The sequence below is a fragment of the Fictibacillus enclensis genome (assembly GCF_001457035.1).
Classification (GTDB): Bacteria; Bacillota; Bacilli; order Bacillales; family Fictibacillaceae; genus Fictibacillus_C; species Fictibacillus_C enclensis.
Genome location: NZ_KQ758619.1, coordinates 338,877 through 355,638 on the forward strand (window position 1 = coordinate 338,877; position 16,762 = coordinate 355,638).

General features: G+C 48.4%; 13 protein-coding genes and 2 riboswitches. Of the genes, 3 read left to right on the top strand and 10 right to left on the bottom strand.

What is annotated here, in order from left to right:
- Positions 1-38: 38 nt before the first annotated feature.
- From atzF to AS030_RS16990, 5 genes are all read right to left on the bottom strand, one after another.
- Positions 39-1,784 (bottom strand): allophanate hydrolase, encoded by a 1,746-nt coding sequence (gene atzF / locus AS030_RS16970; RefSeq protein ID WP_061973794.1) that lies wholly within the window; start codon positions 1,782-1,784, stop codon positions 39-41.
- On the bottom strand, positions 1,744-5,400 hold the full coding sequence (gene uca / locus AS030_RS16975) for an urea carboxylase (protein WP_061973796.1): 3,657 nt from the start codon (positions 5,398-5,400) through the stop codon (positions 1,744-1,746). Before uca ends, atzF begins: the two co-directional genes overlap by 41 nt.
- 23 nt (positions 5,401-5,423) lie before the next feature.
- Positions 5,424-6,074 (bottom strand): urea amidolyase associated protein UAAP2, encoded by a 651-nt coding sequence (locus tag AS030_RS16980; protein WP_061973798.1) that lies wholly within the window; start codon positions 6,072-6,074, stop codon positions 5,424-5,426.
- Positions 6,074-6,802: an urea amidolyase associated protein UAAP1 gene (locus AS030_RS16985; protein WP_061974187.1), complete on the bottom strand. Its 729-nt coding sequence runs from the start codon at positions 6,800-6,802 to the stop codon at positions 6,074-6,076. Before AS030_RS16985 ends, AS030_RS16980 begins: the two co-directional genes overlap by 1 nt.
- Before the next feature lie 55 nt (positions 6,803-6,857).
- Positions 6,858-6,962: riboswitch (guanidine-I (ykkC/yxkD leader) on the bottom strand.
- 91 nt (positions 6,963-7,053) lie between these two features.
- A complete protein-coding gene (locus AS030_RS16990; protein WP_061974188.1) occupies positions 7,054-8,421 on the bottom strand; it encodes an APC family permease in 1,368 nt (455 codons plus the stop codon).
- A 64-nt stretch (positions 8,422-8,485) separates the two neighbouring features.
- A riboswitch (guanidine-I (ykkC/yxkD leader) is annotated at positions 8,486-8,585 on the bottom strand.
- 271 nt (positions 8,586-8,856) lie between these two features.
- On the opposite strand from AS030_RS16990, the gene AS030_RS16995 reads away from it, so the two are divergent.
- From AS030_RS16995 to AS030_RS17005, 3 genes are all read left to right on the top strand, one after another.
- A complete protein-coding gene (locus AS030_RS16995) occupies positions 8,857-10,980 on the top strand; it encodes a M28 family metallopeptidase (protein WP_240482379.1) in 2,124 nt (707 codons plus the stop codon).
- A gap of 130 nt (positions 10,981-11,110) precedes the next feature.
- Entirely contained in the window at positions 11,111-12,163 is a 1,053-nt protein-coding gene (locus AS030_RS17000; RefSeq protein WP_061973800.1) for a lactonase family protein, read from the top strand.
- A 21-nt stretch (positions 12,164-12,184) separates the two neighbouring features.
- Positions 12,185-12,940 carry a hypothetical protein gene (locus AS030_RS17005; protein WP_061973802.1) on the top strand — a complete coding sequence of 252 codons (756 nt, stop codon included), beginning with the start codon at positions 12,185-12,187 and terminating at the stop codon, positions 12,938-12,940.
- A gap of 169 nt (positions 12,941-13,109) precedes the next feature.
- Here AS030_RS17005 and AS030_RS17010 read toward each other — a convergent pair whose 3' ends face one another.
- The 5 genes from AS030_RS17010 to AS030_RS17030 all read right to left on the bottom strand — a co-directional run bounded on the left by AS030_RS17010 (position 13,110) and on the right by AS030_RS17030 (position 16,697).
- Entirely contained in the window at positions 13,110-14,006 is an 897-nt protein-coding gene (locus tag AS030_RS17010) for a COX15/CtaA family protein (RefSeq protein ID WP_061973804.1), read from the bottom strand.
- A gap of 154 nt (positions 14,007-14,160) precedes the next feature.
- A complete protein-coding gene (locus tag AS030_RS17015) occupies positions 14,161-14,562 on the bottom strand; it encodes an anti-sigma regulatory factor (protein ID WP_061974190.1) in 402 nt (133 codons plus the stop codon).
- 167 nt (positions 14,563-14,729) lie between these two features.
- Entirely contained in the window at positions 14,730-15,422 is a 693-nt protein-coding gene (locus AS030_RS17020) for a Na-translocating system protein MpsC family protein (RefSeq protein WP_061973806.1), read from the bottom strand.
- A 178-nt stretch (positions 15,423-15,600) separates the two neighbouring features.
- Positions 15,601-15,819 (bottom strand): hypothetical protein, encoded by a 219-nt coding sequence (locus AS030_RS17025; RefSeq protein WP_061973809.1) that lies wholly within the window; start codon positions 15,817-15,819, stop codon positions 15,601-15,603.
- 182 nt (positions 15,820-16,001) lie between these two features.
- Entirely contained in the window at positions 16,002-16,697 is a 696-nt protein-coding gene (locus AS030_RS17030; protein ID WP_061973811.1) for a Na-translocating system protein MpsC family protein, read from the bottom strand.
- Between the last annotated feature and the right edge of the window lie 65 nt (positions 16,698-16,762).

Consider the following 16,762-nt stretch of genomic DNA (forward strand, 5'->3'; position numbering starts at 1 on the left):
AACCCTTCGTTACGTAAAGGGTTCCTCCTTTGTGTTTGTTACTGCTTATAATTACGCCAGCCACCAAGGTGAGAAATATCATCTGCCGTTTCAGCAGCCACTCCTTCGCAAATAAATCCGGGGACCACGGTTCCATCTTCAAGCTCGACTTTTCCAATGCCAAGCGGTGCGGGAATCAACGAGGAAAAGTAGCCAAGCTCAGAGAGCGGCATATTCCAAAGCTCCAGCTCAATAGAAGCACCGTCCACTCCCGAGCGGATCAAGCCCGGCTTCCTTGGCACAGTATCTAACGAAACCAGCTTGTAAAACGGTGCGGTTCTGGCTTCCCGGACAAATGAAGCGCCATGTTCTTTCATCTGCTTTTCAAGGGCAAAGCCACGCATGTGCAGTCCGCATACCGCCAAAAGAACAGAGGTTTCGTTTGCCGGCTGGGATTTGCCTGTCAGGAACGCTTTAGAAAGACCGGTGATCAAGTGTTCATTTTCAGGACCCGAGAACAAGGTAATGCCAAACGGGAGCTCGCTGCCGGCATCCTTGGCAGGAATGTTCACTGCACACAAATCCAAAAGATTGCAGTGGTTTGTATAAAGGCCCATTTTGCTGTTGGTTTCAATCGGATTTTCTCTTACTTCTTCCCGAGTCCACGTACCACCGGCAGTTGGCATGATGAGCACCGCGTTTTTGAGCTGCTGATGCGCTTTTTGTTTAAAGCTCTGGAGTTTATGCATCGCTTTGAACAAAGAGGCTGCAGTATATTCAGGTTTTGCTCCTGAACGAAGGACCGTTTCTGTCACAGGAAAAACAGTCTGCTCATGAGCTGTAATAAATTCTCCGAGCGCCGCCCAGCGCTCCGCCACCCATGGTCCGTCATACAGTACAGCTGCCGCCTCGGACAAATAGCTTCCATCAATATATTCAACAGGAAGTCCGAGTTTTTTTACCTCCGTAACGGCAGTTTCCCAGGCTTTTTCGTATTGTTCTGCGAAAGGGCCATAAAATGATAATGGTTCTTTCAGCAAACAAATTTTTTCAGGAAGAGCAGAGGTCCGGCGTTTAACCGAACGTGACCAAGGATCACTTTCATCAAAGCCGCGCACCACTTCATCCACCAGCATCGCATCCTCTATGGAGTGAGCAAAAACGGTGACACAATCCAGACTGGCGCAGGCTGGGACCACCCCTTTTACCGGCCAGGCACCCAGGCTTGGTTTATAACCGATCAGACGGTTCAATCCCGCCGGAACACGGCCGGAGCCGGCAGTGTCTGTGCCGAGTGAAAAGGCAGCCTGGCCCCGGGCCACAGCAACGGCTGAGCCGGAGCTCGATCCGCCGCTGATAAGGTCTGGGTTCAATGCGTTTTTTGCCTCGCCGTACGGGCTTCTTGTTCCAACAAGGCCGGTCGCGAACTGGTCAAGATTGGTTTTTCCGAGCGGGATCGCACCGGCTTCAATGAGACGGTGAATGATCGTGGCGTCTTCATCTGGATGATAGGTGTACTCTGGACATCCCGCCGTAGTGGGAATGCCAGCCAGATCGATGTTATCTTTTAGGGCAAAAGGTATGCCCCAAAGAGGAGAGGTTTCAGGGTCTTTTTCCTTCAATCCGTCCAAAAAGGGCTGGATGCTTTCCTGTGCAGGAGGGGTAATCCAAATGTTGTAGTCCCGGTCGGCTTCTGCCCGGGAAATAATTTCGCTGACAAGCGCTTCAGGCGTCAGTAAGCCCGACCGGTACTTCTCTCTTAAATCAAGAATGGATAACGTTTTTGGAAGATTCATGGTTTTCATGAGCGGTACCTGCCTTTTCTTTTGATAGAGACACAATGAGCTGGCCGGCATGGACTTCATCCCCCGGCGAAACATCAACGGATCGAACGGTTCCGTCAAACGGCGAAACTTGAGGAAATTCCATTTTCATACTTTCTTCGATAATGAGCACGTCGCCTTTTCTGACAGAATCACCCGGTGCGACAAGAACTTTCCATATGCTGCCCGGCAGTGTGCAGCGAACGGCTTCCGCGCCTTCCGGAAGCACTTCTTCCGTCATTTCGGCCGCTTCGTGAACGGACACGTATTCTGCAAGATTTTGAGCTTTCCAGCTTTCGCGCTCCGCCCGGAAAGCAGCCTGCTGTGTCTCGCGGAACTCCTGGGCACTTTCCTCAATCGATTCCAAAAAGCTGAGGTAATCGCTCAGTTTAAACGTCGTTTCTGTCACATCCACTTGGAATCTGCCTCGCAAAAATTCCTCGCGCATGTCTGTCAGTTCCTCTGTACTCACCGGATAAAACTGAATCTGATCAAAGAAACGAAGCAGCCATGGCCTGTCTTTTTGGAAGTTTTCCGTATCTCTTTTACCGTTCCAAACCTGTACGGTCCGGCCGACAAACTGATAGCCGCCAGGGCCTTCCATTCCATAGATACACATATACGATCCGCCGATTCCTACTGCGTTTTCCGGTGTCCAGGTCCGTGCTGGATTGTATTTGGTGGTGACCAGCCGGTGGCGAGGGTCAACCGGGGTGGCAACCGGAGCTCCGAGATAAACATCACCCAATCCAAGTACAAGATAATTAGCGTTAAAAACAATCTCTTTCACGTCGTCAATATCATTTAGCCCGTTTACCCGCCGGATAAACTCCAGGTTGCTCGGGCACCATGGTGCATCGGGCCGGACATTTTTCTGGTAGCGGTCGATGGCCAGCTGTGTGGCCGGGTCATCCCAGGAGAGGGGAAGACGCACGATTCGTGAAGGCACTTCAATTTCCTCAAGAGGAGGAAGCTGCTCATTTATCGCCGCGATTTCCTTGGCAAGCAAGGAGACGGTCATTCGCGATGCATCAATATGTACCTGCAGCGACCGGATGCCTGGTGTCAGATCCAGCACCGGCAGATCACTGCGTTTACCGATGGCTTCCATCAACGCATGAACCTTAAATCGGAGGACAAGATCCAACTCCATTTCGCCGTATTCCACCAGCACGTTCTCATCTCCTGCCGCCCGGATGGTAAAAGGAATCCGTCCTTTCTCCTGATGAGCGAGAACCGGATAATTCTGTGAAAGACGTTCTGCAATAGTTGGCAATCCGGGAAGTTCAGCAGCTCCGGACGGATCAGCAATCCTGACTAGGAAATCCTCCTGTGACGCACGCAGCTGTTCCGCCTCTTCCAATGTCAGGAGCTGAAATTGTACCGTGTCACCGGCATGAAGCTGACCAATCTTCCAAAACTCTGCAGAAGCCGTTGTTACGGGGCAAACAAATCCCCCCAGGCTTGGGCCATCGGGACCGAGGAGGATTGGCATGTCACCGGTCAAATCCAGTGTGCCGACTGCATAGGCATTGTCGTGAATGTTGGAAGGATGCAGACCGGCCTCACCTCCGTCTTCACGTGTCCAGAGCGGCGCAGGTCCGATCAGCCGCACACCGGTGCGCGAGCTGTTAAAATGAACCTCCCATTTCGTTTCCGTCAGCTGCTGTAAGTAGTCAGGCTGTAAAAATTCCTCCGTGCAATGGGGACCGGGAATGACACCAATCGTCCATTCATTTGTGAGCCGAGGGCTTTTTTCGGCAGGCAGCCATGTAACAGATGGCGCACCACCTTCATTCAGCCGAAGCACGTCACCTGTTCTGAGCGCACGGCCGCCGTGACCGCCAAAGCCTCCCAGTGTAAAGGTGGACGCACTGCCAAGGTGGAGAGGCATATCCAATCCGCCGGCCACGAGAAGATACGAACGCATGCCTTTCACTGCTTCCCCCAGCATAAGCACTTGTCCGCGTCGAGCCTTGATAACGCGGTACATGGGGATGTCCTTACCATCCAATTTTGGCTGCATATCCGCCCCGGTCAGGCAAAAGACAGTCTCCGAACGAAAAGAATACGAACCGCCGCGCAGCGTAAATTCCAAACCAGCAGCGTTATCCTGATTACCGAGGAGTTGGTTGCCGATGCGGAAGGCGAAAGGATCCATCGGACCGCACGGCGGAACGCCGACATCCCAGTGCCCGGTGCGGCCTGGCCAATCCTGGACGGTCGTCTGGATACCGCCGTCGATGACTTCGATCGCCTGTTCCGCAGGAGAGAAGTTCTTCAGCATTTGTGTATACACTTTGCCCGACCGGCAGTCTTCGTCCTCCAGTAAAGCGCCGATATACTGAAGGTTGGTTGTGACCCCATAAAAGCGTGTGTCCGCAAGCGCATCAGCGAGCCGGTCGAGTGCTTCATCACGGGTGTCGGCATGAACGATAATCTTGGCCAGCATCGGATCATATAGAGGGGTAACCACCAGTCCGTCTCGGATCCATGTCTCCACACGCGCCTGGTCTGAAAAGTAGACCCCATCAAGTTTTCCGCCGCTTGGCCGGAAATCCTGCTGGCAGTCCTCGGCATAAATTCGTGCCTGAATACTGTGTCCTTTTGGCGAATCATACAGCGAATGAAGACCTTTTAGTTCATTAGCGGCTTCACAAACCATCCATTCCACCAGATCAATCTTCAGCACTTCTTCGGTCACGCCATGCTCGACCTGCAGGCGGGTATTCACTTCAAGGAAATAAAATTGCTCCGTCTTTGGATCGTATAAAAATTCAACGGTTCCGGCACTGCGGTACCCGACATCCTCCGCCAAACGTTTGGCCGCTCCGTGCATTTCCTCACGAACCGAAGGAGCCAAACATGGGGCAGGGCTTTCTTCTACAATTTTTTGATTACGGCGCTGGATGGAACAGTCCCGTTCTCCGAGTGCCGCAACCTCACCAAAAGCATTACCGAAAATCTGCACTTCCACGTGCCTGGCTTTTTGAATGTACTTTTCCAGAAAGACTCCGCCATTGCTGAAGTTGGTCTGGGCTAGACGGCCCACCGAGTCAAAGGCGTCCGTTAATGCCTGATTGTCAGCACACACCCGCATGCCGATTCCGCCCCCGCCGGCTGTGCTCTTGAGCATGACTGGATACCCGATTTTTTCTGCTTCTGCGACCGCTTTCTCCAGGCTGGTGATCAGCGATGTGCCGGGCAGAAGAGGAACACCCGCTTTTTCAGCGAGAGCACGAGCAGAGTGCTTGAGGCCGAATTGTTCAATTTGCTCGGGAGATGGCCCGATAAACGCAATGCCCTTTTCCTCGCAGGCTCGTGCAAATGCGGCATTTTCACTTAAAAACCCATAGCCCGGATGGATGGCTTCCGCTCCGGTATCTTGTGCGATTTTAAGAATAAGCTCGGCATTCAGGTAGCTGTCTTTCGCCGGGCCTTCGCCAATCAGAACGGCTTCATCTGCAAGATCCACATGCAGGCTGTCCTGATCTGCTTTTGTATACACGGCGACCGATGAAATTCCCATCTTTCGCAGAGTCCGTTCAATCCGGACGGCGATGGCTCCTCGGTTGGCAATCAATACTTTTTTAAACATGGTGTATTCCTCCCTCTCTCAAGTCAGTTATCCCAGATTAACAGCCGGATCGGTGTCGGGTTGTAGCCATTGCATGGATTGTTTAATTGCGGGCAGTTGCTGATGAGCACTAGCGTGCGGCTGACCGCCTGCATCTCCACATACTTGCCCGGCGCTGAAACGCCGTCCTCAAACGTCAGTCCGCCGTCAGGAGTTAGTGGAACATTCATAAAAAAGTTCACATTTGGCGCAAGGTCGCGTTTATTGAACACATTGCCATATTGGGAAAGCTGCAGCATAAAGGTGTCCCGGCAATTGTGCATAGGAAGCGTGTCGTGTGAATAGCGGACGGTGTTGCTCTGGGCCGAACAGGCTCCGCCAAGTGTATCGTGGCGTCCGCATGTATCGGCAACGATTTGTACCAGTTCTTTCCCGGATTCAGCAACAAGGACAGAGCCTGTTGTCAGGTAAACATTTCCTTGACGCTGGATCGTATTTACTGCGCTATAGTGGTCAGACGGATGATCTGCATCATAAAAAACGGTGTCCGCCGCCTGGTTTCCTTCCAAATCGACAATTCTCAAAACCTGTCCAGGTTCAAGCGTGTATGTCCAGCCTTCACCGGCAGGAAGGGTTACATCATATAGGGCATTCTCCGCTTTTCGTTCGCTTGCAGCATATTGCAATACAGCCATTACGCAATTCCTCCTTTTGTAAGCTTTTCATCCTTCCATGTGTTTTCAAAGGCACGGCGGTTTTCCGGACAATGATTCACGCATAGATCGTCCTCGGCAACAGGCGCCGCGTCCGTCACCAGAAGTTCAATCGGCACTGAAGGATAGCTGCTGGAGGAATCGAGTGGATTCGGTGTGTTGGAAACCATCAAAATGACATCCATCTCTGTTCTAAGAGTAATGACATCCCCTTTTTTAGAGTGGCCGTGAACAAAATGCAGTTCACCATCCTCGTTGCAGAATACTTTGGAAAATAAGTTGACGACAGGGACCAGATCCCTTACAGTCATGCCTTGGCGGAACAGCTCCACCTTGAAATTTTCATCTCCGCTTCGGTACCAGTCATTTCTTTTCTTTTGATAGGAGGTCTTACCAAACCGCTCATCTACGGTTTTTCGGGTAACGTATCCTGAAAGAGGATCATGCCAGCCAAGGGAATCTTCTGTAATACTGGCCATCACACGCCCGTTATCGCTCATCAGGACATGTCCGGCGGTTAAATGGGAAGTATGCTGGGCTTTCAGGGTATCCGGCATGTTATAACGTTCTGCCGTGTTACTGGCGTTATATAAAAGCAAGGAAACATTCGCACCATCACCAAGGGCGGTAAACGTGATTTGTTTTCCGCGCTGGATCGTCACCGACCACTTTCCTCCGGCAGGGATTACATAGGAATCAGTTTGCATCATGAACAGCTCCTTTTTAGAAATAAAAAAAGACAAAAGCCTGGGAGAATTGGTGGTCATCTCCCAGGCTTTTATCCTTCCGTGTATACAGCGGCTGCTGTACGCTCTCTCTCGGACCAGACTTTAAAGTGACGCTTTAAACGGAACCCTAGACAGCTTTTTTGTTTCCGGCAATCTTGCGGAAACGTCTATTGGTTTGTGAATACAGTATAACGTTCAAAAAAGTCCGAAAACAATAAACGTGTTAGATTTTCTTACATACTTTTTCTTGCCGCGAAGGCTCCTTCGTTTTTTGAACTTTCCGGCTGCCCTTTTTTTGCCTTGCTCCACTCATTTTTCGCAAAGAGGTAGATGAAGCCGAGGATGACCCAGGCAATTCCGACACCCAATGTAAAGGGGTTAAGCAGGGTAAGCAGCCAGCCGATAAAGCCGGCTCCTGTTAACGGGAAGATTAAATACAGGAAGGTTTCCTTCGGTGAACGTTTTTTCAGCTTAATGTAATAGTGGAAAATCACCGATAAATTAACAAAGGTGAAGGCCGTTAACGCCCCAAAGCTGACAAACATGACGGCGCTGTCCAAATTAATAAACAGGGCGGCCATTGAAATCACGCCAACTACGAGAATGGTAGTTACCGGTGTTTGATACTTCGGATGCAACGAAGTAAACCATGTTTTCGGCAGAATTGATTCCTGGCCAAGTGCGTACAGAAAGCGGCTGACACTTGTGACAGACGAAATGCCCTGCGTAAAGGTTGCGACAATAAGAACGGTGATGAAAAAAGCGCTGAGCAGATTTCCGCCGACAAGTTTTACAAGATGGTAGGCGGCATTGTCCGGGTTGGCAAAGGTGAAGTGGGGGTAGGCGATTTCGCTCAGATAAGAGATTGCGATATACATAGAAGCAGCGATCAAAACGATGAGAAAGATAGCTTTAGGGACCGTCTTCCTGGCATCGATCGTTTCTTCCGACATGGTGGTAACCGCATCAAATCCAAGAAAGCAAAAGCAGATGAGGGCGGCGCCGGAAAAGACAGCACCAAAGGAAACCTCCGGGCCAAAGAACGGAGCGAGCGAGAAAACAGCAGGGGAACCCGTACCACCCGTCAGAAGATCCTTGCCGATCAGCACACAAAAAACAAGAATAAAGCCGATCTGGACCATTACAGATATTCCGCTGATGCGGGCTACGGATTTAATTCCGATGATATTCACCAGAACGAGCACAACATTCATCAGAATAATCCAGACGGCGGTTGGAATGGACGGAAATTCGGTATGCATAAAAATCCCAAAGGTGAGAATCGCAATAATCGGAGAAAAAATATAATCCATCAGCAGGGCCCATCCCACAAGAAATCCGGCATGCGGATGAATGGACTTTTTCGTGTAGGTGTACGCAGAACCAGAAATCGGATAGGCCTTGACCATCCGGCTGTAGCTGTAGGCCGTGAAGAAAATGGCGACAAATGCCGTTACATAAGCAGCAGCCAGCAAGCCGTGCGCAGCCTGATAGGCTACACCATAAACCGTAAAAAAGATCATTGGAGTCATCCAGGCCAGTCCCATAAAAACAACCTGATGCAATTTCAGCGATTTTGCCAACGTTGGTTTTCCGTTCATGTTATGCTCCCTCATTTCCATTTTGGTTAAAAAAAACAAAAAACCCGGGAGCACTTTTAAAAAAGTCTCCCGGGCTTTTATCCCTCCGTGTATACAGCAGATGCTGTACGCCCTCTCTCGGTCCAGACGTTTTTATAAAAACCGGAACCCTAGAGGGCAAATTTTGTTCTTACGTTAAATGAAGAACCCTATACATGTTACTCCGAACTATACGGGGAACACGGACGGACTTCAACGAACATGTGAGATTATATAACACGAAATTTTCAGAAAATGATCATCCTCCTTTTGACACGTGCCGAAAATAGGTCACTCAGTAGCCCTGCAAAAGGAACGCAAGACAAAAGATTCATTTTCCTCCAAATGGAACGTAATAAATTGACTGAATTTACAGACTTCTACTAATATAGTCAAAAAGCGAGGGAGGTTTTATGATTGGGAAAACGTGAAAAATCCAGGCTTTCTAGGACGAAGTACATGGCAGGCAGTATGGCGCTTGCCCTTCTGGCATCCGGTGCCTTGCCATTTACTCAGACCAGCGCTGAAACGAAGCAACAGGATCTGACAGGATTTGCAAAAGGTACGTACGAAAAGCAGCTGCAGTTCGAGGAAAAGCTCAAGAATGGAATCAAGGAAAATAAGATCAAAACGTACAGCAGAGCCCTCAGTAAGCGTCCGGCACTTGTCGGAACAAAAGGCAATGATGCCGGTGTCAAATATGCGCTTAACCAATTACGGAAAGCAGGCTTAGACCCGAAAGTTCAGACCTACGATGTTTACCTCTCCCACCCCAACAGCGTTTCCGTCACCCAGACCGCACCATTTGAACGAAAACTGAACGTCATGGAAAATTTGAAAAAGAACACCCCGTTTAAAAACGAAGTCGTCGAGGGCTACAATGCGTACTCTCCTTCAGGAAATGTGGAAGGGGAGCTGGTGTATGCCAACTATGGAACGCCAGAAGACTTTGAAACATTGAAAATGCAGGGCGTGTCTGTGAAAGACAAGATTGTTATTGTCCGTTATGGTAAAAACTTTCGCGGTGTAAAACCCGACCTCGCCTCACAGAACGGCGCAAAAGGGGTGCTGATTTACTCTGACCCGAAAGACGATGGCTATGTAAAAGGCCCGGTATATCCTGATGGTCCATGGCGTCCGAGCGATGCCATCCAGCGGGGCAGCATTCTCTACATTTATAATTATCCCGGTGATCCGCTGACACCAGGCAAAGCCTCAGTTGCCGGAGTCAAGCGGATCAAAGCCAAAAACGCGGATTCACTCCCAAGAATACCAACCACACCGATCTCTTACGGTGAGGCAAAAGGATTGCTTCAGGCAATGGGAGGAAAGGAAGCGCCGAAAGATTGGCAGGGTGGCCTTCCGTTTAAATACCATCTTGGCAGCGCAGCCTCCAAAGCCCGCATCAACCTGGATATCGAGTATGAAACAAAACCGATTAACGACATCACGGTAACGTTTAAAGGAGCCAAGTATCCGAATGAAAAAATCGTGATTGGCGGCCACAGAGACACATGGACGTATGGAGCGAGCGATAACATCTCCAGCTGGGCGACGATCATGGAAACCGCACGTTCGCTTGGAAAGCTCTATGAACAAGGGTGGCGCCCTGACCGCACCATCGTATTGGCCGGCTGGGATGGTGAAGAGTACGGCCTGCTCGGTTCTACGGAATATGCGGAGCAGCATCAAAAGGACTTGATCAAAAACGCGGTTGCCTACATCAACATGGATGGCATTGCCGGACAGTTCTTTGGTGCCGGAGCCGTTCCATCGCTGAATGACCTCATTTATGATGTCGCGAAAAATGTGACCGAGCCTCGCTCCGGTTTGTCCGTTTACGACGATATGCTTGTTCGCAATAATGGAGAAGAACAGGAGATTGACAAGTTGGGCAGCGGATCCGACTACACGGCCTTCCTTCAGCATCTTGGTGTTCCTTCTGCTGATATCGGTTTTGGTGTGGCCGGCGGTTTGTATCACAGCGCATATGACAATACCGATTCTGTGGAACGGCTGTTTGACCCTGGCTATAAACACCAGGCAGCAGCTGGCCGCTTTACCGGTCTCATGGCGCTTCGCCTTGCCAATTCACAAGTGCTTCCGTTACAGTACTCCGAGTATGCTCAATCCGTACAAAAACTTTTGGCAGACGTGGAGAAGGATGGAACACTTGGCGTCGATATGAGCCATGTAAAAGCGAAGGCACAAGCATGGGAAGAAGCATCCAAGAACCTGGAAACGTACAGCCAGGACTTGCTTGCCGGGGATAAAGTGAAACCAAAGCAGCTTAAGCAGCTGAATAAAGCCCTTATCCAGCAGGAGCGAGACCTGATCAATCCGCAGGGGCTTGCCTCCAGAAGCTGGTTCAAGCACCAGATTTACGCACCGGGTCTTACAACGGGCTATGCAGCACAGCCATTGCCTGCATTGGTGGAAGCCCAGGAGGCTAATGATCCCGCTGCCTTCGCAAAAACTGTCAAACAGCTCGAAAAAGCTCTGACAAAAGCAACCTGGACAGCGGAAGAAGCGGTCGAATAAGTGAAATAAACAAGGTATTCATCGCGAATACCTTGTTTATTTTATGTAAACACTAAGGGTTCTCATGGGCTTAGGAATGATGCCGTGTGGTAAAATCAAAGAAATAGGATAGAAGAAAGGGGAATTATTCATGACAAAGTATGCAGGATATATCGGAACCTATACAAAAGGCGACAGTGAAGGAATTTATTCATTTACCCTGGATACGGAAGCACAGGAAATTATAGATATCAAGGTAGCCGCACAGCTCGGGAACCCTACATATTTAACCATTTCAGAGGACAACAAGTACTTGTATGCCGTAAGAAAAGACGGGGACATGGGCGGAGTGGCAGCCTATGAAATTACCAATGAATCCAGAGGGCTTTCTCACTTGCGCAGCCAGCTGACAGAAGGAGCATCTCCTTGCCATGTCAGTGTGGACCGTGAAAACCGCAATGTGCTGACCGCGAATTATCATAAAGGAACGGTTGAGCGGTTTGCGGTAGATGATGCAGAAGGCGGTGTGCGCCAGGCTTCATCTGTCATCCACCATGAAGGCTCGGGACCGGATGAAAGACAGGAAAAACCGCATACCCACTATGCCGGCTTTACCCCTGATGAAAGGTTTGTAGCGGTGGTCGATCTTGGCATCGACAAGCTGATCACATATCAACTGAAAAATGGCGAGCTTGAGGAAGTAAACAGTTTGTCAATCAAACCGGGAAGCGGTCCCCGCCACCTGGAGTTCCATCCCAACGGAAAAATGGCATACCTGATGACCGAGTTCAGTTCGGAAGTAATCGTGCTTTCCTACAATGCAGAGAATGGCAGCTTTTCCGTGTTACAGAGCATTTCTACGATCCCGGAAAGCTTTACGGAAAACAACCAGGGAAGTGCGATCCATGTGAGCAAAGACGGCCATTTCGTGTATGCTGGGAACCGCGGACATAACAGCATCGCCGTGTTCAATGCCGATTCAGATTCAGGAAAACTGACGTTTGTTGAACATACCTCTACAGAAGGCAACTGGCCGCGTGACTTTGAAATCGATCCATCCCAAAAATTTATTGTCGCGTCCAATCAGGAGTCCGGCAATCTCGTTCTTTTTTCAAGAGATGAAAGCACCGGCAAATTGACCTTGATCCAATCCGACGTGGCTGTACCTTATCCGGTTTGCGTAAAGTTCTTGCATGTGAAATAAGCAGCCCAGGAGCTGAGCGCGATGAATGTACCTGAAGAACTCCTTGCCGTATGGCGGAGATTTGATGATTTTCCAATGGAAAACCTGACCAAAGCGTGGTGTACCCAACATATGGACAGGCAAAAGCAGCGGGAAGTATCACTCATGAAAGAGCATCATGAGCAGTATGGCATGACCGGGAACTGCTTTGATCTAGCGCTGTGGCTGCTCCATGATCTGAAGGAAGCGGGAATTAAGGCTTACGGAATCGGACGCGGATTAATGACAGATGCGGCTCATGTGGCAGTGATTGCCCTGGATGAAGAGGGCCGCCGCTATCTCTGTGACCTCGGCGATCAGTGGCTCTCCCCCATCCCGTTGGATGCGGAGAGTCCTGATGAGAAGTGGCACAGAGGGTTTTTCCCGGCTGCAGAAATCAGAACGTTTTTAATAAGCGGTAATGAGATTGAAGTACACTACCTGCGGCCAAACGGCAAAGTATCGAAACAGGTATTTGACACCGGCCCGATTGATGAGGACGTTTTATGGGAAGCTGCCGATTACTCGCAAAAGCATATCAAATCATTCCCGCACGTGGAATGCCGGGTGATCCGCCACGGCAAAAGCGCCCATTGGGAGATGAACGACTGGCAAAGCTTTTTTCGCACCGATGACGGAATCATCCTGGAGTCGCCGGCAGGATTGCTTGAAGAATGGGCCAGCAGGATTGTGGAAAAGACCGGCATTCACAGGAACGTAGTGGAAGAAGCGCTCAGGATTTATGAAAAAATCGGATAACGAGTAAAAAAACAGCTGAAGAGCTGTTTTTTTGCTGTATCTGGGGCAATTAAGCGGGGTTGACAGCGATAGAGGCTCTCATTATGGTAAACTAGCGTCCCACTTCCTCCACCCACCAACCAAAAAAACCAGGAGCGCCAATCAGGTGCTCCTGGTTTTTTCTAATTTATTATTCCGGCCTTTTGGTTGTCTGCAAGGCAATATAGAACAGCACCGCAAAAAGGATGGTGATCAATGCCGAGTGAGACAGAGTGGCAAAGATATTCAGGCGGCTCAATACGACAGCCACACCGCTTACTCCTTGCAAGAGGGTCAAAATCAATGCGAGAAGGGAAGCGTTAAAGATATCGGGCCGGCCGTGTTTCAAATGCCGGATGGAATAGATAAAGAGTCCGAGCACAAGCGCGAGCAAGACAACAGCGGCGACCCGGTGAAGATAATGGATACCAGGTAGTCCCGCAAACGGCAAGAAGTTGCCGGGATAGCAGCCGGGAAAATCGGTACAGGCGAGACTTGCTTTGACATGCCGCAAATACGCTCCCGAATAGATATCCAGATACGCATAAGCTACGGTCACCCAGGCGAACCACTTAAAGCGCTTGGATACCGATTGTTTGATCAGCAAATGCGAGCGGTCCTTTTGGACAACAAACACACTCAAAAGAACAACGCCTGTAAAGGCCAGAAGCGAAAATCCAAAATGAAGAGCGAGTACTTCTGCTGATTGCGGCCAAAGTACCGCAGCTGCTCCAATTAGCGATTCAACGACAATAAAGCTGATACCAAGAATGGCAAGACCCTTTACTTCGCGATTGCCGCGGTAACGGCGCCACGCCCAGATCGAAAAGATAATAACAACAATTCCTGCAAACCCGGTAATCAAACGATGCGTATATTCAATCATCGTGGCTACGGTATATTCAGGAATAAATTTACCATTACATAACGGCCAGTCACTGCCGCAACCCATTCCGGAGTCGGTGTCCGTGACAAGAGTACCGGCGATCATTAATAAAAACATGATAACACTTGTAAAGACGGCCATTGTTTTAAAGGCTTTATCCATGGAGAAAAGCTCCTTTAGTAATATATACTCACACTTGACATCATGGGGTATAAGGAGCCTGTAGTCAACTGAGACGAAACAAATGACAAACATTTGTCAATAAAAGAAAAACATTTCGTGAACAAAGAAGAAGCTTAAAAAAAATGCAGCCCGATTATACCCATTTAACAGCAATAATCGTTGTACCTATCCCAAGACCTGAGTCGATCACAAACTCATCCATCAGGCGCTTCACACCGGGAAGTCCCATACCGAGCCCGCCAGATGTGGAATAGCCGTCTTCAAGAACTTTACGGACAGACTGAATCCCCGGCCCCTGGTCGGTTGCGGTGAGCTTAATCCCGATTTTGTTTTCATCCAAATAGGTTTCAAAACTTATCGTTCCCTTACCTGCATACAAATATATATTTCTGGCCAGTTCTGAAACCGCAGTAGAAATCCGGACCTGGTTTATCGAAGAGAAATGTAAGGTTTGTGCCAGTTGTTTTACTTGCTTCCGCGCAGCCACGATATCCTTTTCAGTATGTATATCGACGATGATAGCTGTTTTAAGCATGGCAAACACCTTTTTTTTCGAAAGCTGATGTTTCAATGATGCAGGTATAAAACAAGCGATCAACCCCTTATGTAAAACATTTATTACTAAAAAAAGCCAAAAAGAAGGCAACCTTTGCCTTTCTTTTTGGCTCACATCTAGTTCCATGCCTAGCTTGTTGCTGCCTGTTATGCAATTGGTTCCAATATAAATAGTGCACTGCTTGAATCCCGGCCGAAATTCCAATCGATCAATATATCGAGGACTTTTGCGTTCAGCAGTTTTTCCAGCTGTGGCAGGCGGGTGCCGAATAACCTTTTTTCCAAACTCCTCTTAGCGATTCTTAGCATTTCATGTCCACCATGAGCGATAATTTCTTTTTCAATATTGACTAGAATGTTATCCCTTATGACCACCAAAGTCCGGGGATTAACCAAGTAGGAGTTTACAAGACCCGGAACCTTCTCCGCAGCCAGACTAATCCGTTCAATCTCTTTGTGAAACGCCGTCTGATTGTCAAAAGAATGGGCGCTTACCGCAGGATCAAACACCTTGCTGACGGCTACAAACATACCGGTTTTCGTTGTTAGATTCCAGTCATAATAAAAGTCCAGAATGTCAATTTCGACTTTGGATTCCAAATAGCCCACGATTTCTGCGCTTAGCGAATCCATTAGCCGATCTCTTATTTTTTCTACGAGCTCGGCTTGTTCCGAATGAAGCAGAGAGCGCTCTGTTGGTGAAAGAAAGTTTGTAAAGTAGACAGTAATAAACGGGTCGGCCACAGTCACAAACACAGTACCAGGACCTCTTCCAAAATGGTTTCTGAGTATACGGCCAATATAACTACTGAGTTCTTTTTCAACATTCGCTTGCTCCATAGATGTCTCCACCTGATTCTTTAATGTGACTTAATCTTAACTATTTTTACAAACGGACATCTTCGGAATTCATCTCTATTATAGTATTCGTCTGGAATATGAATTTCCCTTCCTTTCCTGGGCAAAACTTTTAATTTGTTAAAGAAAAACGTTTGATAACCAACGGCCTTCACATCAATCAAGTTTGTCCCATTTCCTTGGTCTGTTCATACGTTTTGACCTTTTTCATCATTCTTTTTTCGTAGCGCACGATTTGATTTTCGTAAATGACCGAACTTAACAGCAGGATATCGTCGCTGATTTTCTTTTTGAAAAATTCTTTATTACATGTCTTGTAATCATGAAGCAATCGACGAAGCTCTTTCATAAACATCGAAATCTCGTGTTTGTCAGCCATATCGACAAAACTCCTTTTAGTGAACTTACAAGGGGTGCAGTTAGATAAAATCTCTCTCCACTAATGTACCCGTTTGTAGAGTATTTTTATCTTTTCAGCAAAAAAAGAGCCGAAAAGAAAAGGGTAACCCTTTACTTTCCGGCTCATGACTGGCACAGTGTGTCCAATTCATTACTGCCGCACTAACTTTTTGGTTTTAAGATAAGTGTAATAATGCTGTTATCCTTCTCAAAATCCCAATCGACAAAGATATCAAGGATCTCCGCATTCAAAACCTCATCATGGTCATCATTCTGAAGCATAAGGCCTTTTTCCAAAGGGCGTTTGGAGATGCGCAATGTATCGTCAAAACCCAATGAAATCAGCTGCCGCTCGATTGCCACCAAAATTCCTTCCCGTACCACGACAAGTGTTCGGGGGCTTAATTTATATGAAGTAATTCGTTCTGGTTCCTTTTGGGCGAGCTTGCTCATTTTTATAATCCGGTCATGAAGCTCCTGTTTTCCCTCATAGGGTTCGCCTTCCGTTAAGTCTGCTTGAAGGTCATCGAGGCATACCCCTACGAAAATGCCAGATTGATGCTCAAGGTTCCAATCATAATACAAATGCTGTATTTCGATGTCTGTAACACCTTTTATTTGTCCTGTAATCTCAGGTTCAAGTGATTTCATTAAAAGTTCTCTGGTTGTCATTACCCGCATTTCTTCATTCTGATTAAGCAATACTTGTTCCATCGGCGAGATAAAGCCACTGACATAAACGACTACGTAAGGTTCGTAAATCGTCACGTGGATCGCTTCCGGCCCTTTGCCGAAATTATCTCTCAATAGCTTTCCGAGATTGTTCGCCAGCTTGGATTGCTGTGCTTTTACTTCCATACATATTCATCCTTTTTGAGAAAGAAGCATCATATCTTCCTTCCATTTTTTATTTTAGCACCTTT